The sequence below is a fragment of the Variovorax sp. PBL-E5 genome, assembly GCF_901827185.1.
Classification (GTDB): domain Bacteria; phylum Pseudomonadota; class Gammaproteobacteria; order Burkholderiales; family Burkholderiaceae_C; genus Variovorax.
This window is the reverse complement of record NZ_LR594671.1, coordinates 1,187,834-1,212,095: the sequence shown is the minus strand read 5'-3', so window position 1 is coordinate 1,212,095 and position 24,262 is coordinate 1,187,834. Positions and strand designations below refer to the sequence as shown.

At 64.5% G+C, this 24,262-nt stretch carries 26 protein-coding genes and 2 tRNA genes; 15 read left to right on the top strand and 13 right to left on the bottom strand.

Annotation, left to right across the window (positions count from 1 at the left end):
• Positions 1-2 precede the first annotated feature (2 nt).
• On the bottom strand, positions 3-260 hold the full coding sequence (rpmA, locus tag WDLP6_RS05870) for a 50S ribosomal protein L27 (RefSeq protein WP_162566231.1): 258 nt from the start codon (positions 258-260) through the stop codon (positions 3-5).
• A gap of 12 nt (positions 261-272) precedes the next feature.
• The gene (rplU, locus tag WDLP6_RS05865) at positions 273-584 is read right to left on the bottom strand and encodes a 50S ribosomal protein L21 (protein ID WP_162566230.1); all 312 of its coding nucleotides are present in this window, start codon (positions 582-584) and stop codon (positions 273-275) included.
• 186 nt (positions 585-770) lie between these two features.
• Between rplU and WDLP6_RS05860 the strand changes: the two genes are divergently transcribed.
• The 10 genes from WDLP6_RS05860 to WDLP6_RS05815 all read left to right on the top strand — a co-directional run bounded on the left by WDLP6_RS05860 (position 771) and on the right by WDLP6_RS05815 (position 10,117).
• The gene (locus WDLP6_RS05860) at positions 771-1,763 is read left to right on the top strand and encodes a polyprenyl synthetase family protein (RefSeq protein WP_162566229.1); all 993 of its coding nucleotides are present in this window, start codon (positions 771-773) and stop codon (positions 1,761-1,763) included.
• A 38-nt stretch (positions 1,764-1,801) separates the two neighbouring features.
• A tRNA-Pro gene (locus WDLP6_RS05855) sits at positions 1,802-1,878 on the top strand.
• A gap of 116 nt (positions 1,879-1,994) precedes the next feature.
• The gene (gene pilB / locus WDLP6_RS05850; RefSeq protein WP_162591591.1) at positions 1,995-3,728 is read left to right on the top strand and encodes a type IV-A pilus assembly ATPase PilB; all 1,734 of its coding nucleotides are present in this window, start codon (positions 1,995-1,997) and stop codon (positions 3,726-3,728) included.
• A gap of 20 nt (positions 3,729-3,748) precedes the next feature.
• A complete protein-coding gene (locus WDLP6_RS05845) occupies positions 3,749-4,972 on the top strand; it encodes a type II secretion system F family protein (protein WP_162566227.1) in 1,224 nt (407 codons plus the stop codon).
• Positions 4,972-5,826 carry a prepilin peptidase gene (locus WDLP6_RS05840; protein ID WP_162591590.1) on the top strand — a complete coding sequence of 285 codons (855 nt, stop codon included), beginning with the start codon at positions 4,972-4,974 and terminating at the stop codon, positions 5,824-5,826. The genes WDLP6_RS05845 and WDLP6_RS05840 overlap by 1 nt, the downstream gene beginning before the upstream one ends.
• A gap of 13 nt (positions 5,827-5,839) precedes the next feature.
• Entirely contained in the window at positions 5,840-6,439 is a 600-nt protein-coding gene (gene coaE, locus WDLP6_RS05835; RefSeq protein WP_162591589.1) for a dephospho-CoA kinase, read from the top strand.
• Between the two features lie 81 nt (positions 6,440-6,520).
• Positions 6,521-8,017: an MBOAT family O-acyltransferase gene (locus tag WDLP6_RS05830; protein ID WP_162591588.1), complete on the top strand. Its 1,497-nt coding sequence runs from the start codon at positions 6,521-6,523 to the stop codon at positions 8,015-8,017.
• Between the two features lie 8 nt (positions 8,018-8,025).
• Positions 8,026-9,042, top strand: a complete 1,017-nt coding sequence (locus tag WDLP6_RS05825) for a hypothetical protein (protein WP_162591587.1) — start codon at positions 8,026-8,028, stop codon at positions 9,040-9,042.
• A gap of 36 nt (positions 9,043-9,078) precedes the next feature.
• Entirely contained in the window at positions 9,079-9,834 is a 756-nt protein-coding gene (zapD, locus tag WDLP6_RS05820) for a cell division protein ZapD (protein ID WP_162566222.1), read from the top strand.
• A 73-nt stretch (positions 9,835-9,907) separates the two neighbouring features.
• Positions 9,908-10,117 (top strand): DNA gyrase inhibitor YacG, encoded by a 210-nt coding sequence (locus WDLP6_RS05815; RefSeq protein ID WP_162566221.1) that lies wholly within the window; start codon positions 9,908-9,910, stop codon positions 10,115-10,117.
• On the opposite strand, the gene WDLP6_RS05810 is transcribed toward WDLP6_RS05815, so the two are convergent.
• The 4 genes from WDLP6_RS05810 to secA all read right to left on the bottom strand — a co-directional run bounded on the left by WDLP6_RS05810 (position 10,111) and on the right by secA (position 15,553).
• Positions 10,111-10,542, bottom strand: a complete 432-nt coding sequence (locus WDLP6_RS05810) for an NUDIX domain-containing protein (RefSeq protein ID WP_174259848.1) — start codon at positions 10,540-10,542, stop codon at positions 10,111-10,113. The genes WDLP6_RS05815 and WDLP6_RS05810 overlap by 7 nt on opposite strands.
• A gap of 8 nt (positions 10,543-10,550) precedes the next feature.
• Positions 10,551-11,420 carry an ATP-binding protein gene (locus WDLP6_RS05805; RefSeq protein WP_162591585.1) on the bottom strand — a complete coding sequence of 290 codons (870 nt, stop codon included), beginning with the start codon at positions 11,418-11,420 and terminating at the stop codon, positions 10,551-10,553.
• Positions 11,417-12,646: a bifunctional glutamate N-acetyltransferase/amino-acid acetyltransferase ArgJ gene (gene argJ, locus WDLP6_RS05800; RefSeq protein ID WP_162591584.1), complete on the bottom strand. Its 1,230-nt coding sequence runs from the start codon at positions 12,644-12,646 to the stop codon at positions 11,417-11,419. Before argJ ends, WDLP6_RS05805 begins: the two co-directional genes overlap by 4 nt.
• 117 nt (positions 12,647-12,763) lie before the next feature.
• Positions 12,764-15,553: a preprotein translocase subunit SecA gene (gene secA / locus WDLP6_RS05795; protein ID WP_162591583.1), complete on the bottom strand. Its 2,790-nt coding sequence runs from the start codon at positions 15,551-15,553 to the stop codon at positions 12,764-12,766.
• A 2-nt stretch (positions 15,554-15,555) separates the two neighbouring features.
• Between secA and WDLP6_RS35475 the strand changes: the two genes are divergently transcribed.
• Both WDLP6_RS35475 and WDLP6_RS05785 read left to right on the top strand, forming a co-directional pair.
• Positions 15,556-16,038: a hypothetical protein gene (locus WDLP6_RS35475; protein WP_443083394.1), complete on the top strand. Its 483-nt coding sequence runs from the start codon at positions 15,556-15,558 to the stop codon at positions 16,036-16,038.
• A 49-nt stretch (positions 16,039-16,087) separates the two neighbouring features.
• Positions 16,088-16,405: a high-potential iron-sulfur protein gene (locus WDLP6_RS05785; RefSeq protein ID WP_162566216.1), complete on the top strand. Its 318-nt coding sequence runs from the start codon at positions 16,088-16,090 to the stop codon at positions 16,403-16,405.
• Positions 16,406-16,429: 24 nt separating this feature from the next.
• Here the strand turns inward: WDLP6_RS05785 and WDLP6_RS05780 are convergent, their stop codons facing one another.
• Positions 16,430-17,140, bottom strand: coding sequence for a TetR/AcrR family transcriptional regulator (locus tag WDLP6_RS05780; RefSeq protein ID WP_162591582.1), 711 nt, complete (start codon positions 17,138-17,140; stop codon positions 16,430-16,432).
• 212 nt (positions 17,141-17,352) lie between these two features.
• On the opposite strand from WDLP6_RS05780, the gene WDLP6_RS05775 reads away from it, so the two are divergent.
• Positions 17,353-18,348: an isopenicillin N synthase family dioxygenase gene (locus WDLP6_RS05775; protein ID WP_162591581.1), complete on the top strand. Its 996-nt coding sequence runs from the start codon at positions 17,353-17,355 to the stop codon at positions 18,346-18,348.
• The gene (locus tag WDLP6_RS05770; protein WP_162591580.1) at positions 18,348-19,319 is read left to right on the top strand and encodes a Bug family tripartite tricarboxylate transporter substrate binding protein; all 972 of its coding nucleotides are present in this window, start codon (positions 18,348-18,350) and stop codon (positions 19,317-19,319) included. Before WDLP6_RS05775 ends, WDLP6_RS05770 begins: the two co-directional genes overlap by 1 nt.
• Positions 19,320-19,361: 42 nt before the next feature.
• Here WDLP6_RS05770 and WDLP6_RS05765 read toward each other — a convergent pair.
• The 6 genes from WDLP6_RS05765 to petA form a co-directional block, all read right to left on the bottom strand.
• A tRNA-Thr gene (locus tag WDLP6_RS05765) sits at positions 19,362-19,437 on the bottom strand.
• 52 nt (positions 19,438-19,489) lie between these two features.
• On the bottom strand, positions 19,490-20,077 hold the full coding sequence (locus tag WDLP6_RS05760) for a ClpXP protease specificity-enhancing factor (RefSeq protein ID WP_162591579.1): 588 nt from the start codon (positions 20,075-20,077) through the stop codon (positions 19,490-19,492).
• 17 nt (positions 20,078-20,094) lie between these two features.
• Complete coding sequence (locus WDLP6_RS05755; RefSeq protein ID WP_162566213.1) at positions 20,095-20,706, bottom strand: glutathione S-transferase N-terminal domain-containing protein; 612 nt, start codon at positions 20,704-20,706, stop codon at positions 20,095-20,097.
• A 95-nt stretch (positions 20,707-20,801) separates the two neighbouring features.
• Complete coding sequence (locus tag WDLP6_RS05750; RefSeq protein WP_162591578.1) at positions 20,802-21,557, bottom strand: cytochrome c1; 756 nt, start codon at positions 21,555-21,557, stop codon at positions 20,802-20,804.
• A 15-nt stretch (positions 21,558-21,572) separates the two neighbouring features.
• Positions 21,573-23,009: a cytochrome b gene (locus WDLP6_RS05745; RefSeq protein WP_162566212.1), complete on the bottom strand. Its 1,437-nt coding sequence runs from the start codon at positions 23,007-23,009 to the stop codon at positions 21,573-21,575.
• An 11-nt stretch (positions 23,010-23,020) separates the two neighbouring features.
• Complete coding sequence (gene petA, locus WDLP6_RS05740; RefSeq protein ID WP_162591577.1) at positions 23,021-23,635, bottom strand: ubiquinol-cytochrome c reductase iron-sulfur subunit; 615 nt, start codon at positions 23,633-23,635, stop codon at positions 23,021-23,023.
• A 188-nt stretch (positions 23,636-23,823) separates the two neighbouring features.
• On the opposite strand from petA, the gene mscL reads away from it, so the two are divergent.
• Positions 23,824-24,252: a large conductance mechanosensitive channel protein MscL gene (gene mscL, locus WDLP6_RS05735; RefSeq protein ID WP_162591576.1), complete on the top strand. Its 429-nt coding sequence runs from the start codon at positions 23,824-23,826 to the stop codon at positions 24,250-24,252.
• The last annotated feature ends 10 nt before the right edge of the window (positions 24,253-24,262 follow it).

The following is a 24,262-nucleotide window of genomic DNA, read 5'->3' as shown; positions in this document are numbered from 1 at the left end:
GCTTACGCCGGGGTCACGTTGACCGTATGCTTGTTGAGCGCGCCCTTGGTGCCGAAGGACACATGGCCCTCGACCAGGGCGAACAAGGTGTGATCCTTGCCCACGCCGACATTGACGCCAGGATGGAACTGGGTGCCGCGCTGGCGCACGATGATGGAGCCGGCGCTGATCAGTTCGCCGCCGAATGCCTTCACGCCGAGCATCTTGGGCTTGGAATCGCGCCCGTTTCGCGTCGAGCCGCCGCCTTTTTTCTGTGCCATGGTGTTCGCTCCTTAGCCGGCGATCGCACCGATTTGCAGTTCGGTGAACTGCTGGCGATGGCCTTGACGTTTCTGATAGTGCTTGCGACGGCGCATCTTGAAGATGCGAACCTTGTCGTGCTTGCCATGCGACAGCACGGTGGCCGTCACGGAGGCGCCGGACACCAGGGGCGTGCCGACCTTGATTTCGCTGCCGTCGCCGACTGCGAGCACTTGATCGATCACGATTTCCTGGCCTACGTCCGCAGCAATCTGTTCTACTTTAATTTTCTCGCCGGAAGCAACGCGATACTGCTTGCCCCCGGTTTTTATGACCGCGTACATGTTGACCTCTTGGAATAAGATGGCTCCGCGGCGAATTCCGCAGAGCCTTCGATTCTAACATGGCCGGGATTCGCTGCCACCCGGCATGGCGCGAGGCCCGGAGCCCTGCCTGCGGCTCTCTATAATCTGCGCCGTCCGGCCTTGCGCCGCCGTCGCATCATCACGCAGCGCGCCAGCGCCCCAGCCTTGTCAGTTCCAGTCGCCGACACCTCACCTGCAGCCGCCGTGCTCGGCCTGATCGCCGGCGACATGGCCGAGGTCGATCTCGTGATCGCCCGCCGCCTGGATACCGGCGTCCCGCTGGTGCGCCAAGTTTCCAAGTACATCATCTCGGCCGGCGGCAAGCGGCTGCGCCCCGCGTTGCTGCTCCTCATGGCAGGCGCACTGGGATACAAGGGCGACCAGCGTTTCAATCTGGCTGCCGTGGTGGAGTTCATTCATACCGCGACGTTGCTGCACGACGACGTGGTCGACGAATCCACGCTGCGGCGCGGGCGTCCGACCGCCAATGCGGCCTTCGGCAACCCCGCCAGCGTGCTGGTCGGCGACTTCCTGTACTCCCGCGCTTTCCAGATGATGCTGGACGCCGACGATGTGCGAGTCATGCAGATCCTCGCCGAAGCGACCAACGTGATCGCCGAGGGCGAGGTCCTTCAGCTCATGAACATGCACGACGCCTCGCTCGACGAAGAGGCCTACCTGCGCGTCATCCGATCGAAAACCGCCAAGCTCTTCGAGGCCAGCACGCGACTCGCCGCCGTACTGGCCGGCACGCCGCCGGAGGTGGAAGCCGCGAGCGCCGCCTACGGGCAGGCGCTGGGCACGGCATTCCAGGTCATCGACGACGTGCTCGACTATGCAGGCGACGCGAGTGAAACCGGCAAGAACGTCGGGGACGACCTGCGCGAAGGCAAGACCACCCTGCCCCTGATCCTGGCCATGCAACGCGGCAAACCCGAAGCGCGCAATCTGATCCGCGCAGCCATCGAAGCCGGTGACACGGCGCAACTTCCGCAGATCGTCGCCATCGTGCGGGAAACCGGCGCCCTGGAAGCGACGCGCGCCGCGGCTGCAGCCGAAGCGCAGCGGGCGATGGACGCTCTTCGCGACTTTCCGGCGAATTCGCACTCGGCCGGTTTGCTACAATTGGCGGCTCAGTTGCTCGAGCGACGTGCCTAAGTCACCACGAAGGACAGTTCTCTCTTCATTGCAACCATCGGGGTGTAGCTTAGCCTGGTAGAGCGCTACGTTCGGGACGTAGAGGCCGGAGGTTCGAATCCTCTCACCCCGACCAGCCTTTTCGGGCTGTAATGCCAACTGCTTGGCGATCTGCTGCCCGCGCAGCGGTTTACAGCCCGTTGGTGATCAACGATGATCGTGAAGCAAATCCTCACGTTTCTTACCTGTTGAATGGCCGCTGCCGAACCCCTTGTCAAAGAAAGCTCGCCGATCGCCCTTCCAGGGCTCGCGCGTGCGTTGATCTCGGCCGGAAAGCTGCCGGCCAAGGTCGCCGAGGACATCTATCAGAAGTCGCTCAGCGGCCGCAGCAGCTTCATTGCTGAGCTCACAGGCACCGGCGCCGTGTCGGCCGCCGACCTGGCTCACACGCTGTCCAGCGCCTTCGGCGCCCCATTGCTGGACCTGGACGCCATCGACCCGCAGCGGCTGCCGAAGGACCTTCTCGACCCCAAGCTTTGCACGGCCTACCGGGTGGTCGTCCTCAGCAAGCGCAACAACCGTCTCATTGTCGCAACAGCTGACCCTTCCGATCAGCAGGCCGCCGAAAAGATCAAGTTTGCGTCGCAGATGGGCGTGGACTGGGTCATTGCCGAGTACGACAAGCTCTCGCGCATGATCGAAGCGGCCGCCGTGAGCGCGGCCGAAACCATCGACAACATCATCGGCGCCGAGTTCGAGTTCGACGAGGTGTCCTCGGACACTTCGAGCGAGGCCAACGATTCCGCGGCGGCCGAAGTCGAGGATGCGCCGGTCGTGCGCTTCCTGCACAAGATGCTGCTCGATGCCTTCAGCATGCGCGCGTCGGACATCCACTTCGAGCCCTACGAACATCAATACCGCGTGCGCTTTCGCGTCGATGGCGAATTGCGCGAGATCGCAAGCCCGCCCACGGTCATCAAGGACAAGCTGGCCTCCCGCATCAAGGTGATTTCGCGCCTGGATATTTCCGAGAAGCGGATTCCGCAGGACGGCCGGATGAAGCTCAAGATCGGTCCGGAGCGTGTGATCGATTTTCGCGTGAGCACGCTGCCCACGTTGTTCGGCGAAAAGATCGTCATCCGTATCCTCGACCCGAGTAGCGCACGCCTGGGCATCGATGCGCTGGGCTACGACGCGGACGAAAAGGAGCGCCTGCTCACCGCGATCGGACGTCCTTACGGCATGGTGCTGGTCACCGGGCCCACGGGTTCCGGCAAGACGGTGTCGCTCTACACCTGCCTGAACCTGCTCAACAAGCCCGGTGTCAACATCGCCACGGCCGAAGACCCGTCCGAAATCAACCTTCCCGGCGTGAACCAGGTCAACGTCAACGAAAAGGCGGGACTGACCTTCGCCACCGCGCTGCGCGCGTTCCTGCGGCAGGATCCCGACATCATCATGGTCGGCGAAATCCGCGACCTCGAAACGGCCGACATCTCGATCAAGGCCGCGCAGACGGGCCACCTGGTTCTCTCCACGCTGCACACCAACGACGCTCCGACGACGCTGACGCGGATGCGCAACATGGGTATCGCGCCCTTCAACATCGCGTCGAGCGTGATCCTGATCACCGCGCAGCGGCTCGCACGCCGCCTGTGCACGGTCTGCCGCGTGCCGGCGGACGTGCCCGCGCAGGCCTTGCTCGATGCCGGCTTCAAGGCGCAGGACGTGGACAACTCCTGGAAGCCCTACCGCCCCGTCGGCTGCTCGGCCTGCAACAGCGGCTACAAGGGACGTGTCGGCATCTACCAGGTGATGCCGATCACGGAAGAAATCCAGAAGATCATCCTGCGCGACGGCAGCGCCCTCGACATCGCCAAGCAGGCCGAGGCCGAGGGCGTTCGCTCGCTGCGGCAATCTGGACTGAAGAAGGTCATGCAAGGGCTGACTTCACTTGAAGAAGTGCTGGCAGTCACCAACGAGTAGCACGGAGAAGCGGAGATTCCATGGCCACGGCAGCAGCATCGTCCCGAACGCTCAAGGAGTATGTCTTCGAGTGGGAGGGCAAGGACCGCAACGGCAAGGCCGTGCGCGGCGAAGTGCGGGCAGCGGGCGAGAACCAGGTGCAGGCGTCGTTGCGGCGCCAGGGCGTGCTGACGACGAAGATCAAGAAGCGGCGCATGCGCTCCGGCAAGTCCATCAAGCCGAAGGACATCGCCATCTTCACGCGCCAGCTGGCGACCATGATGAAAGCCGGCGTGCCACTGCTGCAGGCATTCGACATCGTCGGCCGCGGCAATGCCAACCCGAGTGTCGCCAAGCTGCTCAACGACGTCCGCAGCGATGTCGAGACCGGCACGTCGCTCTCCGCCGCGTTCCGCAAGTTCCCGAGGTACTTCGACAACCTCTACTGCAACCTGGTCGAGGCCGGCGAAGCCGCAGGTATCCTGGAAGAGTTGCTCGATCGCCTGGCAACCTACATGGAAAAGACCGAGGCGATCAAGTCGAAGATCAAGTCGGCGCTGATGTATCCGACCTCGGTCATCGTGGTCGCCTTCGTGGTGGTGGCGGTCATCATGATCTTCGTGATTCCGGCCTTCAAGCAGGTGTTCACCTCCTTCGGCGCCGACCTGCCCGCGCCGACGCTGATCGTCATGGCGATCAGCGAATACTTCGTCACCTACTGGTGGCTGATCTTCGGCGTGATCGGCGGCGGCATCTACTTCTTTCTCCAGGCCTGGAAGCGCAACGAGCGCGTGCAGAAGTTCATGGACCGCCTGTTGCTGCGCGTGCCGATCTTCGGCACGCTGATCGACAAGTCCTGCGTCGCGCGCTGGACCCGCACGCTGGCCACGATGTTCGCCGCAGGCGTCCCGCTGGTCGAAGCGCTGGACTCCGTCGGCGGTGCATCGGGCAATTCGGTGTACGCGGACGCCACAACCAAGATCCAGCAGGAAGTCTCCACCGGCACCAGCCTCACGGCGGCCATGACCAATGCCAACCTCTTTCCGTCGATGGTCCTGCAGATGACCGCGATCGGCGAGGAGTCCGGCTCGATCGACCACATGCTCGGAAAGGCCGCCGACTTCTACGAGGCGGAAGTCGACGACATGGTCGCCGGCCTCTCGAGCCTGATGGAGCCCATCATCATCGTTTTCCTCGGGGTCATCATCGGTGGCATCGTGGTCTCGATGTACCTGCCCATCTTCAAGCTCGGCCAGGTCGTCTGATGCTGGTTTCGCAGGGGGTCGACGCCGCACTGGCCGGCGTGTTCGGGTTGTTGATCGGCAGTTTCCTCAACGTCGTGATCCATCGCCTGCCGAAGATGCTGGAGCGGCAATGGGCCGCCGAATGCGCGAGCGCCGGCGGCGCGGATGCCGCGGCCGCGGCAAAGGACGCCGAAGCTTTCAACCTGATGGTTCCCCACTCGCGCTGCCCGCAGTGCGGCCATGTCATCCGCTGGTACGAGAACGTCCCCGTCCTGAGCTACCTGTTCCTGCGCGGCCGATGTTCCGCGTGCAAGACCCCCATCAGCCTGCGCTATCCGGTGGTCGAACTGGTGACCGGTGCGCTCTTCGCATGGTGTGTGTGGCGCATGCCCGGTCAGTTCGGCAGTCTGGCCTGGTGTGGGTTCGCCGCGGCGCTTCTTGCGCTGGCGCTGATCGACTGGGACACGACGCTTCTGCCGGACGACATCACGCTGCCGCTGCTGTGGGCCGGCCTGCTGGCCGCCATCGCCGGCTTCACGGGCGTGACGCTCGTCAATGCCGTCTGGGGTGCCGTGGCGGGCTACGGGTCGCTGTGGGCCATCTACTGGCTGTTCAAGCTGACCACCGGCAAGGAAGGCATGGGCTATGGCGACTTCAAGCTGTTTGCCGCCTTCGGCGCATGGTTCGGATGGCAGGCCCTGGTGCCGATCATCCTCATGGCCTCGGTGATCGGCGTGATCGTCGGCATCGCGCTCAAACTCGGCAAGGGCTTGCGCGAGGGCGGCTACGTGCCCTTCGGTCCGTTCCTGGCGGGCGCGGGCTTCACGGCCATGATCTTCGGTCCGGACGCGATCCTTCGCGTGGCAGGTCTCTGAAGGCCGGCGCGCCATGCGCATCGGTCTCACAGGCGGCATCGGCAGCGGCAAGAGCACTGTCGCGTCGATGCTGGCGTCGCACGGCGCGGCACTGGTCGACACCGATGCGATCGCACGCTCGCTGGCGCAGCCGCAAGGCGCGGCCATGCCTGCGATCGAGGCCGCATTCGGCCGATCGGTCCTGGCCGAGGATGGTGGCCTGGACAGGGCTCGCATGCGCGAACTGGTGTTCGCCGACAGCAGCGCCAGGAAACGGCTCGAAGCCATCCTCCATCCCCTGATCGGCGCGGAGTGCGATCGCCAGGCTGCGGCGGCCGGGGATCACCCAATCGTTTTCGATGTGCCCTTGCTGGTCGAATCGAATCGATGGCGCGGCCTCGTGGACCGCGTGCTGGTGATCGATGCGACCGAGGAAACCCAGGTGCAGCGCGTCCTCGCACGCTCGGGCTGGACCCCCGATGCCGTGCGCTCAGTGATCGCCCAGCAGTCTCGTCGCTCCTTGCGCCGGGCAGCCGCCGATGCCCTGATCTTCAACGAAAACATTTCACTGGCGGAACTCGCCGCCGAAGTCCGGACTCTGTGGAAACAGTGGGCCGGCAAGGGCACGCGATAATCGCCTACCTGCCGTCGCTGTCCCCGTGAAATAACAACAAAGCGGCGCGCGGATGGGCTTCGCGACACCGCCCTCTTCAAGATGCTTTTCAATTCCTACGCGTTCATCTTCTTTTTCTTCCCGATCGTCTTCATCGGGTTCTTCCTGATCGGAAAACAGAATGTGCGCGCGGCGGCCGGCTTCCTCGCGCTGGCATCGCTGTTCTTCTACGGCTGGTGGAGCATCAAGGCGGTGCCGCTGCTCGTCGTCTCGATCTGCTTCAACTACTGGATCGGCCTGCGCCTGACACCCGGCCACGGCCACACCGACGCCACCCGCAAGCGCCTGCTGGTGCTGGCGCTGGTGGTCAATCTGGGCGTGCTGGCCGTCTTCAAGTATGCGAACTTCTTCGTCGGCAACGTCAACGACGGACTGGCCGCCGCCGGCATCGCGCAGTTGCCCTTGCTCCACATCGCGCTGCCGATCGGCATCTCCTTCTACACCTTCACCCAGATCGCCTTCCTGGTCGACTGCTGGCAGGGCAAGGTGCACGAGCGCAGCTTCGTGCACTACCTGCTCTTCGTCACCTATTTCCCGCATCTGATCGCCGGACCGGTGCTGCACCACGCGCAGATGATGCCGCAGTTCGCGGACGATTCGACCTACCGGCTGGACGCCAACAAGGTCGCCCTGGGCATCGCCATCTTCACCTTCGGCCTGGCCAAGAAGCTGCTGATCGCAGACCCCCTGGGCCAGTACGCGGACCTGATGTTCACCGGCGTGCACAACGGCGTGATGCCGACGGTCTACACCTCGTGGTTCGGTGTCCTGGCCTACACGCTGCAGATCTATTTCGACTTCTCAGGCTACTCGGACATGGCGATCGGCCTGTCGCTGTGCCTGGGCGTGCGCTTGCCGCTCAACTTCAATTCGCCCTACAAGTCGACCAACATCATCGAGTTCTGGCGCCGCTGGCACATCTCGCTGTCGACCTTCCTGCGCGACTACCTCTACGTGCCGCTGGGAGGCAATCGCAAGGGGCCGGGGCGCCGCTACATGAATCTCTTCATCACGATGCTGTTAGGTGGCCTGTGGCACGGCGCCGCCTGGACCTTCGTGCTGTGGGGCGCGCTGCACGGCGCCTTCCTGACCATCAATCACCTGTGGAATGCCAAGGTGCGGCGCAATGCCACGCCGGGCCGGCTGGCGCGCGTGATCGGCTGGCTGGTGACCTTCCTGTGCGTGATGATCGCCTGGGTCGTCTTCCGCGCCGAGAGCATGCATGCGGCGATGGACATCTACAAGGGCATGCTCGGCATGCACGGCGGCCCTTCGCTGGGTGCCTTCCGCGAATTCACCGCGATCCCCTACCGCAAGCCGGAGTTCTTCCAGACGACCCTGGTCGCGCTCTTCATCTGCCTCGCATTGCCGCCCACCATCTCACTGGAACGCTGGGTGCCGCAAGCCCAGGCCCTCGCCGGACGACCGCGCCTGGCCTGGATCTTCACCGCGCTCATGGCGTTCGGTACGGTCTACCTGCTCGGCGCGTGCGTGTCGAAGCTGGGCTCGTACAGCCCGTTCCTCTACTTCCAGTTCTGAGTTCCGACATGACGCCCGCAAAACTCTGGCTGCAGATCTTCCTGTCCGGCTTCGCCGTCATCGTCGCCTTGCTGGCCGTGACGCTGACCACCCCCGTGCCCTATGGCGACCTCAGCCGGATAGGCCTGATGTCGGACCGCGATTTCGGCTGGAAGACCACGCCGCCCCACGTCGATCCCGAATACCTGCGCGCCGTGCCGGTGACCCAGGCGGACATCCTGGTGATCGGCGACAGCTTCTCGATGACCAACCGGTGGCAATCGGTGCTGACCAAGGAAGGCTATCGCGTCACGACGATCTTCTGGGGCCAGCTCGACGAGCGGATCTGCGACGACCTCGACGGCTGGCTCGACCTCGCAGGCTTTCGCGGCAAGCTGGTGATCCTCGAAAGCGTCGAGCGGCTGTTGGCGGGGCGGCTCGACAACACGCAGACGTGCGCGCACATGAGAGTGCCCTTCGACGCCAAGACCAAGCCCTTCATCGAGCCGCCGGCCGAGGTGCCGGGTTTCGCGCTCAACTGGAACGCCAAGCTGAGCTCAGGTTGGCACACCTTCTGGAACACGCGGCGCGCGGAGACAACCGACGACGACAACGCGATCTCGGGCTATTGGACCAAGGCCCGCTCGGTGCCCGATGGCTGCACGATGTTCAGCAACCGGCTCTGCAACAAGGCACTGTTCTTCGGCGAGGACGACGACAACGGCGAACTCACCCCGAAGAACGCCGAGCAGATGCGCTCCATCACGCAGGCGCATCGGAGCCGCTCGATCATGTGGATGGTGATCCCCAACAAGACGACGGTCTATGTCGCCCCGGATCGTTCGAAAGACTTTGTGACAGCGCTGCTGAAGGACGGGCTCGGCCCCGACCTCTTCAGCTTTGCCTTGGACGAGAAAAGAAAAATCCGCGACTTCTTCCTCCCCAATGACACGCACATCTCCATGCAGGGCCAGCTCGTGCTCGGGGCACGCATGCTCGAGGCCGTTCGCAAAATCCTCCCGGCACCGCCAGGCAAGGCTTCTTGAAGCTATCATTCATCACGGACTAAATGCCGCCCCCGCGTGATCCTCTACGAGTACCCCTTCAACGAGCGCATACGAACGTACCTGCGGCTGGAACATCTGTTTCGCCGCCTCGGTGAATTGGTGCCGGCCGACTCGGCCCTCTCGCATCACTACGCGCTCGTCACCATCTTCGAGATCATGGATGTCGCGGCGCGCGCAGACCTCAAGGCCGATGTGCTGCGAGACCTGGACAAGCACAAGAACGTCTTCAACAGCTACCGCGGCAACCCGGCGATTTCCGAGTCGGTGCTCGACCAGGTCGTCGGCCAGCTCGAACGCAACTTCGCGACGCTCAACACCGTGCCCGGCAAGGCGGGGCAGTCGCTGACCGAGAACGAGTGGCTGATGAGCATCCGCAGCCGCGCGGGCATTCCCGGCGGTACCTGCGAATTCGACCTGCCGGCCTACTACGCGTGGCAGAACCGCCGCGCCACCGAGCGCCGCGCCGACCTGGAACGCTGGTCGTCGACGCTCGCGCCCCTGGCCGAGTCAATCTACCTGCTGCTCAAGCTCCTGCGCGACGCCGACGTGCCGTACAAGGTCATCGCAGCCAACGGCCAGTTCCAGCAGACCCTTCCGCAAGGGCGCAGTTTCCAGCTGCTTCGCCTTCGCATCGATCCCCTGCTCGGCCTCATTCCGGAGATCAGCGGCAACCGGCTCATGGTGTCGGTCCGGCTGATGCGGCACGAAGCCGACGACCGCCTGCACCAAAGCACCGATGCGGCGCCGTTCGAACTGACCCTCTGCGCATGAGCGCCGCGCCGGACCGCTCCAAGCAAGCTCGCTCCCGCTTGGCGGGACGGCGCGAAGCACCAAGGGTGCTCCGATGAGCGCCACGAATTCGATCGGCGAGCGCATCGTTCGCTGTCCTGCGTGCGGTGGAGACAGCGTCTATGCGGCCAGCAACCCGTACCGGCCCTTCTGCAGCGCCCGTTGCAAGGGCATCGACCTCGGCGCCTGGGCCAGCGAAGACTTCAGGATGCCCGCGGACGCACCGCCCGACGACGATCCCTTCGGCGACCCCAAGCGTCAATAGTCCTTCGTGGCGGCCAGCCCGCGCTCTTCGGCGAGCCAGCCCAGGACCGGCAGCGCGCCGGGCAGCACCGGCGTCACCTCGAGCGGCAGCTGCTGCCAGCGCATCGACTGGCCTTCGCGCATCTCGAACGCGCCGGCCCATGCCCTGACCTTGCACCAGTGCAGCCGCACCAGCGCGTGGGGATAGTCGTGCTCGGTGATCTTCCAGACCTCGGCGCTGGCGATGGTGATGCCGAGTTCCTCGTGCAGTTCGCGCCGCAGCGCCTGCTCGACCGTCTCGCCGGCCTCGAGCTTGCCGCCCGGAAATTCCCAATAGCCGGCGTAGGGCTTGCCCTCCGGCCGCGTCGACAGCAGCAGCGCGTCGTCGTCACTGCGGATCAGGATGCCGACCGCGACCTCCGTATGTTTGCGCGATGATGTCGTCATGGTGGTGCTCAGACTCGACCCGCATGGTCGCGCGCAAACTGGTACGCGACGCGGCCGCTGCGCGAGCCGCGCTCGAGCGCCCACACCAGCGCTTCGGGGCGAGCGGCCTCGATCGCCGCGGCATCGGCGCCGAAAGACGACAGCCATTGCGCGACGATCGCAAGGTACTCGTTCTGGCTGAAGGGATAGAAGCTGACCCAGAGGCCGAAGCGCTCCGACAGCGAGATCTTCTCCTCGATCACCTCGCCCGGATGGACCTCGCCGTCCTCGGTGTGGGTGTAGCTCAGGTTGTCCTTCATGTACTCGGGCAGCAGGTGGCGCCGGTTGCTGGTCGCGTAGATCAGCACGTTGGGCGTCGCCGCCGCAATCGAGCCGTCGAGGATCGACTTGAGCGCCTTGTAACCCGGCTCGCCCTCGTCGAAGCTCAGGTCGTCGCTGAACACGATGAATTTCTCGGGCCGCTGCGACACCACCTCGACGATGTCCGGCAGGTCGGTCAGTTCGGCCTTGTCGACCTCGATCAGGCGCAGCCCCTGCGCCGCATAGGCGTGCAGGCAGGCGCGAATCAACGACGACTTGCCGGTGCCGCGGGCGCCGGTCAGCAGCACGTTGTTGGCCGGCTTGCCTTCGACGAACTGCCGCGTGTTGCGCTCGATCTTTTCCTTCTGCAGATCGATTTCCTTCAGCGCATCGAGCGACATCGCGGCCACGTGGCGCACCGGCTCCAGCGTGCCATGGCCCGAGCTGCGCCGCCGGTAGCGCCAGGCGATCGAGGCATTCCAGTCGGCGGGCGACGACAGCGGTTGAGGCAGGATCGACTCGATCCGGGTGATGAGCTGTTCGGCGCGCTCGAGCAGGTGTTCAAACTTCTCGTTCACGATCTGTAATCGGCGTTGATGGAGACGTAGTCGTGGCTCAGGTCGCAGGTCCAGACCGTGTCGCTGGCCTCGCCGCGGCCGAGGCCGATGCGCACCGTGATTTCGCTCTGCTTCATCACGCGCTGGCCGTCTTCCTCCCGGTAGGAGGGATTGCGCCCTCCCTGGACGGCCACATGCACGTCGTCGAGGTGCAGGTCGATGCCCGTCTGATCGAGATCGGCGATGCCCGCGTAGCCGACCGCCGCCAGGATCCGCCCCAGGTTCGGGTCGCTCGCATAGAACGCGGTCTTGACCAGCGGCGAATGCGCCACCGCATAGGCCACTTGCCGGCACTCGGCCGCATCGCGTCCGCCTTCGACGCGAACCGTGATGAACTTGGTCGCGCCCTCGCCATCGCGCACGATGGCCTGGGCCAGCTGCCGCGCGACGTTCTGCATCGCTTCGACCAACGCGCGTCCGTCCGTCGAATCGAGCGAGGTGATCACGCCGTGCTGCGCCTTCTGCGTGGCGATGACCACGAAGGAATCGTTGGTCGAGGTGTCGCCATCGATCGTCACGCGGTTGAACGAGGCGTCGGCCAGCGCCTTGGCCAGTGGCTGGATCAGCGAAGCATCGATCTTCGCGTCGGTCGCCATGAAGCCGAGCATGGTCGCCATGTTCGGCCGGATCATGCCGGCGCCCTTGCTGATGCCGGTGATCGTGACGGTCGCGCCGCCGATCTGCACCTGCCGGCTGAAGGCCTTGGGCACGGTGTCGGTGGTCATGATGCCCTCGGCCGCGCGCGCCCAATGATCGGGTGCGGCGTCGGCCAGTGCGGCGGGCAGCCCGGCCTCGATCCGGTCGATCGGCAGCGGCTCCATGATCACGCCGGTGGAGAAGGGCAGGATCTGCTCGGGCGCGAGATCCAGGTGGCGGGCCAGCGCGATGCAGGTCGCGCGCGTGCGCGCCAGGCCGTCCTCGCCGGTTCCGGCATTCGCGTTACCGGTATTGATGAGCATGGCGCGGATGCCGAAGTCGCGCGCCAGATGGTCGCGGCACACCTGAACCGGCGCGGCGCAGAAGCGGTTCTGCGTGAACACGCCACCGACGGCTGCGCCTTCGTCGATCAGCACCACCGTCAGGTCCTTGCGACCGGCCTTGCGCACGCCCGCTTCGGCCACGCCGATGCGAACACCGGGCACCGCATGCAGCGCGGCAGGATCGGGAGCGGAAAGGTTCACTGGCATGGGCGATGTCTCGATGCGAGTTTCAGGAATACCGCGGAACCGGCTTCGCCGGGCCGCAGGTGTTGCCCCCTGCAAGGGGGTTGGCGAAGCGACACGAAGTGCGCGAAGACTGGGGGTTCACGTCAGCTTCCCGTGACAGTGCTTGAACTTCTTGCCGCTGCCGCAGGGGCACGGGTCGTTGCGTCCGACGCGCGCGAAGGCCGCGGCGCCGGCGCTCAGACCCGAGCCCAGGCCCGCGGCGGCCAGCCGGCGCTGGCTCTCTTCGTCGACCCGCACCTCGACCTCGCCCGTTTCGGTGGGCGCCGAATAGGTGATGTTGGCCATGTTCTCGCCGCGGTTCTCCATCGCTTCGGCGGCTTCCTCGAGCTGCTCGCTCGACTGCACACGCACCGTCATGAGCTGGCGCGTGACTTCGTTCTTGACGGAGTCGAGCAACTGGCCGAAGAGCTCGAAGGCTTCGCGCTTGTATTCCTGCTTGGGTTGCTTCTGCGCATAGCCGCGCAGGTGGATGCCCTGGCGCAGGTAGTCGAGCGAAGCCAGATGTTCGCGCCAGTGCGTGTCGATGCTCTGCAGCAGCACCATGCGCTCGAACTGGGTGAAATTCTCCTGCCCGATCAAGGCGACCTTGGCATCGAAGGCCGCGTTGGCCGCGGCGACCACCTTCTCGACGACGTCCTCGTCGGACATCGCGCTCGCGGCCTCCACATCCTTCTGCAACGGAATGTCGATGCCCCATTCGTCGGCCAGGAGCTTCTCGAGCGTGGCCAGATCCCATTGCTCCTCGACCGATTCGGGCGGCACATATTGGCGCACCAGGTCGGTGAAGCAGCCCTCGCGCAACGCCCCAATCTGCGCGGTCAGCTCGCCGGCATCGAGGATGTCGTTGCGCTGCTGGTAGATCACCTTGCGCTGGTCGTTCGAGACGTCGTCGTACTCGAGCAATTGCTTGCGGATGTCGAAGTTGCGCGCCTCGACCTTGCGCTGCGCGCTCTCGATGCTGCGCGTGACGATCCCGGCCTCGATGGCCTCGCCGTCGGGCATCTTCAGGCGGTCCATGATCGCCTTGACGCGATCACCCGCGAAGATGCGCATCAGCGGATCGTCCAGGCTCAGGTAGAAGCGCGAGGAGCCGGGATCGCCCTGCCGGCCGGAGCGCCCGCGCAGCTGGTTGTCGATGCGGCGCGACTCGTGGCGCTCGGTGGCGATGATGCGCAGGCCGCCGAGCGATTTCACGAGCTCGTGGTCCTTGTTCCACTCGGTGCGCAGGCGCGCGACCTCGGCCGCCTTGGCGGCGTCATCGAGCGCCTCGTCGGCCTCGACCGCCTCGATCGCCTTCTCGACGTTGCCGCCGAGCACGATATCGGTGCCGCGGCCGGCCATGTTGGTGGCGATCGTGATCATCTTCGTGCGGCCGGCCTGGGCCACGATGTCGGCCTCGCGCGCGTGCTGCTTGGCATTGAGCACCTGGTGCGGCAGGCCGACCTTGACCAGCAGCCCGTCGATGATCTCGGAGTTCTCGATCGACGAGGTGCCCACCAGCACCGGCTGGCCGCGCTCGTAGCATTCGCGGATGTCCTCGATGGCTGCGTCGTACTTCTCGCGCGTGGTCTTGTAGACGCGGTCGAGCTGGTCCTCGCGCCGGCTGTTCCGGTTGGGTGGGATGATCATGGTCTCGAGACCATAGATCTCCTGGAACTCATAGGCCTCGGTGTCGGCCGTGCCGGTCATGCCGGCGAGCTTGGCGTAGAGACGGAAGTAGTTCTGGAAGGTGATCGAAGCCAGCGTCTGGTTCTCGGCCTGGATCTCGACGCCTTCCTTGGCCTCCACGGCCTGGTGCAGGCCATCGCTCCAGCGCCGGCCCGTCATCAGGCGACCGGTGAATTCGTCGACGATCACCACCTCGCCCTGCTGCACCACGTAGTGCTGGTCGCGGTGGTACAGGTGCCGCGCGCGCAGCGCGGCATTCAGGTGATGCATCAGCGTGATGTTGGCCGGGTCGTAGAGCGACGCGCCCTCGGGCAGCAGCTTGAATTCGGCGAGGATCTGCTCGGCCTTCTCGTGGCCGTCCTCGGTCATGAACACCTGGTGCGTCTTCTCGTCGACCGTGAAATCGCCCGGCTTGGTCACGCCCTCGCCGGTGCGTATGTCGGCCTCGCCCTCCTGCTTGACCAGCAAGGGCACGACCTTGTTGATCGCGAGATAGAGCTCGGTATGGTCCTCGGCCTGGCCGCTGATGATCAGCGGCGTGCGGGCCTCGTCGATCAGGATCGAATCCACCTCGTCGACGATCGCATAGTTCAGTCCGCGCTGGACGCGGTCGCGCGTCTCGTAGACCATGTTGTCGCGCAGGTAGTCGAAGCCGTACTCGTTGTTGGTGCCGTAGGTGATGTCGCTGCCGTAGGCCTCCTGCTTTTCCTCGCGCGGCATCTGCGGCAGGTTGATGCCGACCGTGAGCCCGAGGAAGTTGTAGAGGCGCCCCATCCACTGCGCATCGCGGCTCGCGAGGTAGTCGTTGACCGTGACCACATGCACGCCCTTGCCGGTGAGTGCGTTCAGGTACACGGGCAGCGTGGCCGTCAGCGTCTTGCCTTCGCCTGTGCGCATCTCGGAGATCTTGCCGTTGTGCAGCGCCATGCCGCCCAGCAGCTGAACGTCGAAATGGCGCATCTTCATGACGCGCTTGGACCCTTCGCGCACCGTCGCGAAGGCCTCGGGCAGCAGGTCGTCGAGCGACTCGCCCTTGGCGACGCGGTCCTTGAACTCCTGGGTCTTCGCGCGCAGGGCCGCATCGTCGAGCTTCTCGAAAGAGGGCTCCAGCGCGTTGATGCGCTCGACCGTCTTGCGATACTGCTTCAGGAGCCGGTCGTTGCGACTGCCGAAAATTTGGGTCAGGAAGTTGGTGGCCATGAGTGGAGATCGACGCACACTCGCTGCATGCGGGCGCATCGATCGAAATCCCTAAGATAGACAGGAATGAACTTGGGCGCGCTTTGCATGAAAGCAAGCGGGCCCGCCTGCAGCAATGCCGGCAAACCGTTGATTTTAGCCACCTTGCCCAGCCTGCCGGACCGCCCGACCTGCCACCCATGAACCGCCGCTTCCATCCCGTCACTTTGCTCGAGGCCACCGAGGGCTCGCCCACGCTGGCGAGCCTGGCCGCCCGGGCGCGCGATGCGAGCGAACGGCTGCGCGCGGTGGAGGACCTGATCCCGCCCGAGATGCGATCCGCGCTGAAGGCCGGGCCGGCCGAAGGGAATGTCTGGTGCGTGCTGGTCACCGGCAGTGCGGCGGCAGCGAAGCTGCGTCAGCTCGCGCCGTCGCTGCAGTCGCGCCTGAAAGCCCGGGGCTGGGACGTGGAAACGATCCGCATCAAGGTGCAGTCGCGGCGCTGAAGTGCCAAACTCGCCAGGCGGCTCATGGTGAACCGCGAAGGATTCAGTCATGAGCAACCCAAGTCGACGTGCTTTCGTGATGTCGGTGGTGACGGGCGGCGCGGCCCTCACGGCCGCCACGCAAGTCGCGGCCCAGGCAGCTGTCCCGGTGGCCGAAAGCGATCCGCAGGCGGTGGCGCTGGGCTACAAGGCCGACACTACCAAGGTGGACAAGGCGAAATTTCCGAAGCACGAGGCCAGCCAGATGTGCAGCGGCTGCCAGCTGTTCCAGGGCAAGCCCGCCGACGCGAGCGGGCCATGCACGCTGTTCGGCGGCAAGCTGGTCGCGGGCAAGGGATGGTGCAGCGCCTGGGTCAAGAAGGCTTGAGGCGCAGGATCGGGCGCGCCGCCATCATGCGGGCGGCGGCGCATGACCGATCGTTCGCAGCACGGCATCGGTCATGAATGCCTGCCAGTCGGCGTGTGACGCCTCGTCGTCGAGCGCCTCGCCGAGGAAGCGCGAGAGCGTGAAGCGATTGGAGACGTAGAAGTAGCCCGTCGCGAGGATCATCAGGTAGACCTGTCGCGGCCTGATGTCCTTGCGGAAGCAGCCGTTGCGCTGGCCGGCGAGCAGGATCGCGCGGATCCTTTTCATGGTCGGCGAGGCAGGCACCTTGGCCGCCGCCGATTCGCCGAGCGCCTGCGTCAGGTGGCGGCCCTTGTGCATGTTCTCCGTATTGAGGAGAACGATGAAGTCCGGGTTCGCCCGGTAGTACGCGTAGACGAAGGCGATGATGGCTCGCATCGCCGATACGGGATCGGAAAGATCAATGTCGAGCGCCTCTTCCGCCGCGCCCATTCTTCGGTACATCTCCTGCAGCACCGCGTTGTAGAGGCCCTCCTTGCTGCCGAAGTAGTAGTAGATCATCCGGTCGACGGATTTCGCCGCCTTGGAGATCTTGCCCACGCTTCCACCGTCATAGCCATCGCGGGAAAACACGCGCAGGGCGGCGTCGAGAATCGCGTCGCGCGTCTCGGAAGCATCCGAGGGAAGCTTGGGGCGGCCACGGCCCCGCTTTGGCTCGAGGACGACAGGGTTTGTCTTGGCAGTCGGTTTGGGCATTGAAAGGTCTGGAACGGCGCGAAGCAGGCGTGCGAGGCCGGCGCTGCCGGGTCTGAAGCGAAGGCCGTCCGACTCTACCGAAGACGCGTCGCAGCTCCTATCCACCACAGTGTCCTCGGCGGCCGCCGCCAAAAAAACGGCTTGCCCGGGCTTGCGCTCGCCGCCACAATTAATTATTGTAGCGATCCCTACATTAAATCGACGCACAGCCCATGACCTCTCTCCAGACCGTACTGGATCACGTCCCGGTGATCGACATTTCTCCCTTCGCCTCCGGCTCGCCGTCGCATCGGCACGAGGTCGCGGACCAGGTGTGCGCGGCGTGCGAGCAAGTGGGCTTTCTCGTCATCACGGGGCACGGCGTGAGCGACGGCGTGGTCGATCGCCTCTACCGCGCTTCGCAGTCGTTTTTCGCGCTCGACGAGGCGGAAAAACTCCGCGTCAAGAAGCCCGAGGGAACCAATCCGAAGGGATTCACCCCGCAAGGCGCCAAGACGGTCGGCAAGGACCGGGATCCCCAGCTCAAGCCCTCGCTGCTCGAAAGCTTTGCGATCGGCCCGCTGGACGTGACCGACGATCCCTGCTCGAATTTCGGCCCCAACCTGTGGCCGGAGCGGCCTGCTGAACTCAAGCCGGCGTTCAGCGACTACTACCGGGAGATGGAGCGCCTGTCCAACGAGATCCTCGATATCTTTTCCCTTGCGCTGGACGTTCCGCCTGCCTATTTCCGCGAGCGCGTCAACCGGCACGCAAGCATCCTTCGCGCCAATCACTATCCTGCCCTCAAGACGGCGCCGACAGACGGCGAAGAGCGTGCCGGCGCCCACACCGACATCACGGCCATCACCATCCTGAAGGTCGACGACGCGCCAGGTGGCCTGGAGGTTCAACTGCCCAACGGCAACTGGGTCGGCGTTCCCCGGGTGCCGAACGCCTTCATCGTCAACATCGGCGACATCCTGATGCGTTGGACCAACGACAGATTCATCTCGACGATGCATCGCGTGATCAATCCGCCGCCGGCGCTCGCATCCAGGGCCGCGCGCATCTCGATCCCGTACTTCTGCATACCGAACTACGACGCGATGATCGAATGCATTCCAAGCTGTGTCGGCAACGGCGCCAAATACCCGCCGATGCAGTCCGGCCAGCTTCTGTCGCAGCGGTACACGGTCACCTTCTCGCTCGAAACGGGCAAGGTGCTGTGATGAAGAAAATCGCTGCCATCATCGCCATCGGATGGAGCTGCTGCCTCGCGCTGCCCCAGGCAGGCGCCGCGGAATGGAAGGCCGAGCATCCGATCCGCATCGTCGTTCCCTATCCACCGGGCGGCTCCGCGGACGTCGCGGTGCGGCTGATCGCCGAAAAGATGCGTGAGGCGCTCCAGCAGCCGGTGATCGTCGACAACCGCCCCGGCGCGGGCACCGCGATCGGCGCCATCGCGGTCGCCAAGGCGCCCGCGGACGGCTACACCCTGCTGCTCGCGACATCGACCACCCTGAGCATCCAGCCGCTGGTTCAAAAGCAGCTCGGCTACACGAACAAGCAGTTCGTCCCGGTCGCCAGCATCCTGACGCTGCCGTTCATGCTCGACGTCAACAAGAGCCTTCCGGTCAAATCGCTTGCCGAGCTGGTCGGCTATGCACGCCAGCACCCGGGCAGCATGAACTACGGAACCCTGGGCAATGGCAGCTCCAACCATTTGCTGGGCGCACTGCTGTCCAGGCATGCGGATGGCGCTCTGGTGGCCGTTCCCTACAACGGCGCCGGGCCAGCGCTGCTGGCATTGATGCGCGGAGAGATCCAGGTGTATTTCGACGGCATACCGACTTCGGTCGCCAGGAACGCGTCCGGCGATTTCCGCGGGTTGGCGGTGACCAGCCGTGAGCGCGCCGCCGTAGCGCCCAACGTGCCGACGGTGTACGAAGAGGGCTTGCCGGATCTGGGACTCAGCATCTGGTACGGACTCGTGGCCCCCGCGGGAACGCCGCGCGACGTGGTCGCCAGGCTCAACGCCGTCGTGAATGCCGCGATCTCCGATCCTTCGATCAACGCGACGCTGGCGCGCGACGGCGCCGTGCCGACGAAGCTCAGTCCGCAGGAATTCGGCACGTTGATCGAGCAGGACGCCGCGTCGTGGAAGAAGGCCTTCCAGGCTTCCGACCTGAAGGCCGAATAGCCGGCGGGCATCGCATCCCGACGACATTGCCGAATCAAGACCTGGTGCCGCTTGTCCGAATCGAACGGACGACCTTCCGCTTACAAGGCGGGTGCTCTACCAACTGAGCTAAAGCGGCGGGGCTTTGGATTTTAGACGGCGGTGCGTCGCACGCGCGAGCGAAGCACGCCTCACTTGATGCGCTTGAGCGAGGGCCGCGCACCACCGCTTGCGGGCGGACGCGGCGGATCGCTCGGATCCTCGGGCGGGCTCACGCTCGTCTCGCCGATCGCGCCGGCTTCGTCGGCACCGGCGCCGCTGACCAGATGGACCACCTTGCCGGCATCGCCCTCGGTGCCGCGCGATGCGTCTCGCAACGGCAGGCGCAAGGCAGCGGATGGCGTGAGCGTTGCCGTCGGCGTCGCGGGCGCGGCGCCGCCGCCTTCGGCGGCCGGCACTGGCGCCGGAAAGGCCATGCCCTGTCCGTTCTCCCGCGCATAGATCGCCAGCACGCGCCCGACGGGCACGCTGATCTCGCGCGCCGTGCCCGCGAAGCGCGCCTTGAACTCGATGAAGTCGTTGCCGAGCTTGAGCGAACTGGTCGCGTCGAAGCTGATGTTCAGCACGATCTCGCCGTTCTTCACATACTCGCGCGGCACCTGCACGGTGTCGTCGACCTGCACCGCGACATAGGGCGTGAAGCCGTTGTCGGTGCACCACTCGTACAACGCCCGGATCAGGTACGGACGTGTCGAAGACGATTCGAGCGCGTTGATCATGGCCAGCTGCGCAATGCCTACTTGCGCATCACCTTTTCCGAAGGCGTCAGCGCTTCGATATACGCCGGGCGCGAGAAGATGCGCTCTGCGTACTTCAGCAGCGGCGCCGCATTCTTGCTGAGATCGATGCCGTAGTAGTCGAGGCGCCACAGCAGCGGCGCGATCGCAACGTCGAGCATCGAGAAGTTGTCGCCCAGCATGTACTTGTTCTTGAGGAACACCGGGGCGAGTTGGGTGAGGCGGTCACGGATGTGCGAGCGCGCCTTCTCGATCGCCTTCTCGTTGCCCTTGGAGCTGCGGTTCTCGAGCGTGGACACATGCACGAAGAGTTCCTTCTCGAAGTTGAGCAGGAACAGCCGCACGCGTGCACGATCGACCGGATCGCCGGGCATCAGCTGCGGATGCGGGAAGCGCTCGTCGATGTACTCGTTGATGATGTTCGACTCGTACAGGATGAGGTCGCGCTCGACCAGGATTGGCACCTGGCCGTACGGATTCATCACGCTGATGTCTTCGGGCTTGTTGTAGAGATCGACATCGCGGATCTCGAAGTCCATGCCTTTCTCGAACAGCACGAAACGGCAACGATGGGAAAAAGGGCAGGTCGTTCCTGAGTACAAGACCATCATGGCGAAAGGCTCCTAAAAATCAAAAAGAGTGGGTCGCGTTGGCAACCCACTCTGCGGGATCCGGCGCACAAGGCGCCCGATCGGCGGCACTCGAACTACTTGACGTCTTTCCAGTACGACGCATTCAATCGCCATGTGAAGACCACGGCCATGACGAGGAACAGCAGCACCCAGACACCCACGCGCACACGGGTGTTCTGCGCCGGCTCGGCCATCCATTGCAGGTAGCTCACGAGGTCGCCCACGGCTTCGTCGTACTGCAACGTGGTCATCGTGCCGGGCCTGACCTGCTCCCAGCCCTTGAAGACCTCGACCTCGTGGCCGTGCGCCTCGACCTTGTCGTAGACCGGGCGGCGATCGCCCTGCAGTTCCCAGAGCACGTTGGGCATCGCGACGTTCGGGAACGCGAGGTTGTTCCAGCCGGTGGCCTTGGTGTCGTCGCGGTAGAAGGTGCGCAGGTAGGTATAGAGGTAATCGGCACCGGTGCCGCCATGACCGGCACGCGAGCGTGCGACCAGTGTGAGGTCGGGCGGAACAGTGCCGAACCACTCCTTGGCCTGGCGCGCATCGATGTTGGCCTTCATGGTTTCGCCGACCTTGTCGGTCGTGAACAGAAGGTTGTCCTTGATCTGCTGCTCCGAGATGCCGATGTCCTGCAGCCGGTTGTAGCGCATGAACGCCGCCGAGTGGCAGTTGAGGCAGTAGTTGACGAAGAGCTTGGCGCCGTTCTGCAGCGCCGCGAGGTCGTTCGTCTTGTTCGGTGCCTTGTCCCAGGGAATGCCCGTCTCTTCGGCATGGGCGCCGACCAGGAGGCCGAGCGCCGCGATCAACGTGAGGATCAGTTTCTTCATTCTTAGACTCTCCCGTCAGTGCGCTGCGAAACGCACGCGATCGGGCACGGGTTTGAATTCACCAAGCTGGCTCCACCATGGCATGAGCAGGAAGAAGCCGAAATAGACCAGCGTTCCGATCTGCGAGACGGTCTGCGCGAGATCGAGCGAGAACGAGCCGATCACCATGCTGCCCCAGACGCCGGGCGGCTGGATGCCGAGGTAGCCGAGGATCAGGAAGAAGAAGACGAAGGCGCCGTACACCGTCTTGTGCCAGCCCGGACGGAAGCGGATCGACTTGACCGGGCTGTGGTCGAGCCAGGGCAGGAAGAACAGGATGATCACCGAGCCGCCCATCACCAGCACGCCCCAGAACTTGGCATCCAGCGACTTGAGCAGATAGATCACGATGACCGCGACGACCACGATCGCGACCTTGGTCACCATGCCGAACTTGCCCTTGATGAAGGCGCCGATGGCACCGAGCGCGACGATCAGCGAGAACACGTTGACCATGTCGTCGGTGGTCGCGCGCAGCATCGAGTAGAACGGCGTGAAGTACCAGACCGGTGCGATGTGCTGAGGCGTCTTGAGCGAATCGGCCGGGATGAAGTTGTTGTACTCGAGGAAGTAGCCGCCAGCCTCGGGCGCGAAGAAGATCACCGCCGAGAAGATGGTGAGGAACACCACCACGCCGAAGATGTCGTGCACCGTGTAGTAGGGATGCGAGGGGATGCCGTCGAGCGGATGGCCGTCGGCGCCGCGCTTGGCCTTGATCTCGATGCCGTCGGGGTTGTTGGAACCCACTTCGTGCAGCGCGATCAGGTGGGCGACCACCAGGCCCAGCAACACCAGCGGCACTGCGATCACGTGGAAGCTGAAGAAGCGGTTGAGCGTGGCGTCGCTCACCACGTAGTCGCCGCGGATCAACAGCGAGAGGTCCGGACCGACGAAGGGGATCGCGGAGAACAGGTTCACGATCACCTGCGCACCCCAGTAGCTCATCTGGCCCCAGGGCAGCAGATAGCCCATGAAGGCTTCGGCCATGAGGCACAGGAAGATCGCGCAACCAAAGACCCAGATCAGCTCGCGCGGCTTGCGGTAGCTGCCGTACATCAGGCCGCGGAACATGTGCAGGTACACCACGATGAAGAATGCCGAGGCACCCGTCGAGTGGATGTAGCGGATCAGCCAGCCCCAGGGCACGTCGCGCATGATGTACTCGACCGAGGCGAAGGCTTGCGTCGCATCGGGCTTGTAGTGCATCACGAGGAAGATGCCGGTCACGATCTGGATCACCAGCACCAGCATCGCGAGCGAGCCGAAGATGTACCAGAAGTTGAAGTTCTTGGGCGCGTAGTACTTGCCCCACTGGTCGTTCCAGAGCTTGGAGAGCGGGAAACGGTTGTCGACCCAGTTCAGCAGCTTCTCGCCGGCCGGGGCGTTGGGGGAGATTTCGTGGAATTCAGCCATGGTCGTCGCTCTCAAGCCTTCTTGTCTTCGCCGATGAGCAGGCGCGTATCGGAGAGATACATGTGCGGCGGCACGGGCAGGTTGTCGGGTGCGGGCTTGTTCTTGAACACGCGGCCGGCCAGGTCGAAGGTCGATCCGTGGCAAGGGCACAGGAAGCCGCCTTCCCAGTCATCGGGCAGCGAGGGCTGCGGGCCGGCCTGGAAGCGATCGCCCGGCGAGCAGCCGAGGTGGGTGCAGATGCCGACCACGACCAGCACTTCGGGCTTGATCGAGCGGGTTTCGTTCTGCGCGTACTTGGGTGTGAATTCGTCCGGATGGCGCTTGGACTCCGGGTCGGCGAGTTGCGGATCGAGCTTGGGCAGCTCGGCGATCTGCTCTGGCGATCGTTTGAGGATCCAGACCGGCTTGCCACGCCATTCGACCGTCATCTTCTGGCCGACCTGCAGGCCGCTGATGTCGGCCTCGACCGGCGCACCGGCTGCCTTGGCTTTCTCGGAGGGTTCGAAACTGCTCACGAACGGAACGGCGGTGGCCACGCCACCCACTACGCCTGCACATCCCGATGCGATCAACCATGTCCGCTTGCTGGTGTCGATCCGGGGGCGGCCGGCAGTGCTGTCACTCATGGGGGTCCTCAATCTTCTCGCTAGGGGCTTGGGTCAACCGGCGATTGTAGCGGAGCGTAAGCAGTGAATTCAACGCGGCACGCAGGCGCGCACGGGCCGCGCGAGACGCCGCGCACGGATGTCACCGTTGTGCGGATCCCGCCCCTATACTGGCCGCCGTCAACACAACCAAGAACGAGGTGGCCGGCATGAGCGTCATGAAAGAGTTCCGTGAATTTGCCGTCAAAGGCAATGTGGTCGACCTCGCGGTCGGCGTGATCATCGGTGCGGCGTTCGGCAAGATCGTCGACTCGCTGGTCACCGACATCATCATGCCGATCGTCGGGCTGGTCTTCGGCAAGCTCGACTTCTCCAGCCTGTACATCGTGCTGGGGACGATCCCGGCCGGCGTTCCCAACACGCTGGCCGATCTCAAGAAGGCCGGCGTGGGCGTGCTGGCCTACGGCAACTTCATCACGGTCGCGGTCAACTTCGTGATCCTGGCCTTCATCATCTTCATCATGGTCAAGCAGATCAACAAGCTGCGCAAGAAGAACGAAGAAGCACCCGCGCCGGCCGCGCCGCCTGAAGACGTCGTGCTGCTGCGCGAGATCCGCGACAGCCTCAAGCGCGCCTGAGGCAACAGCC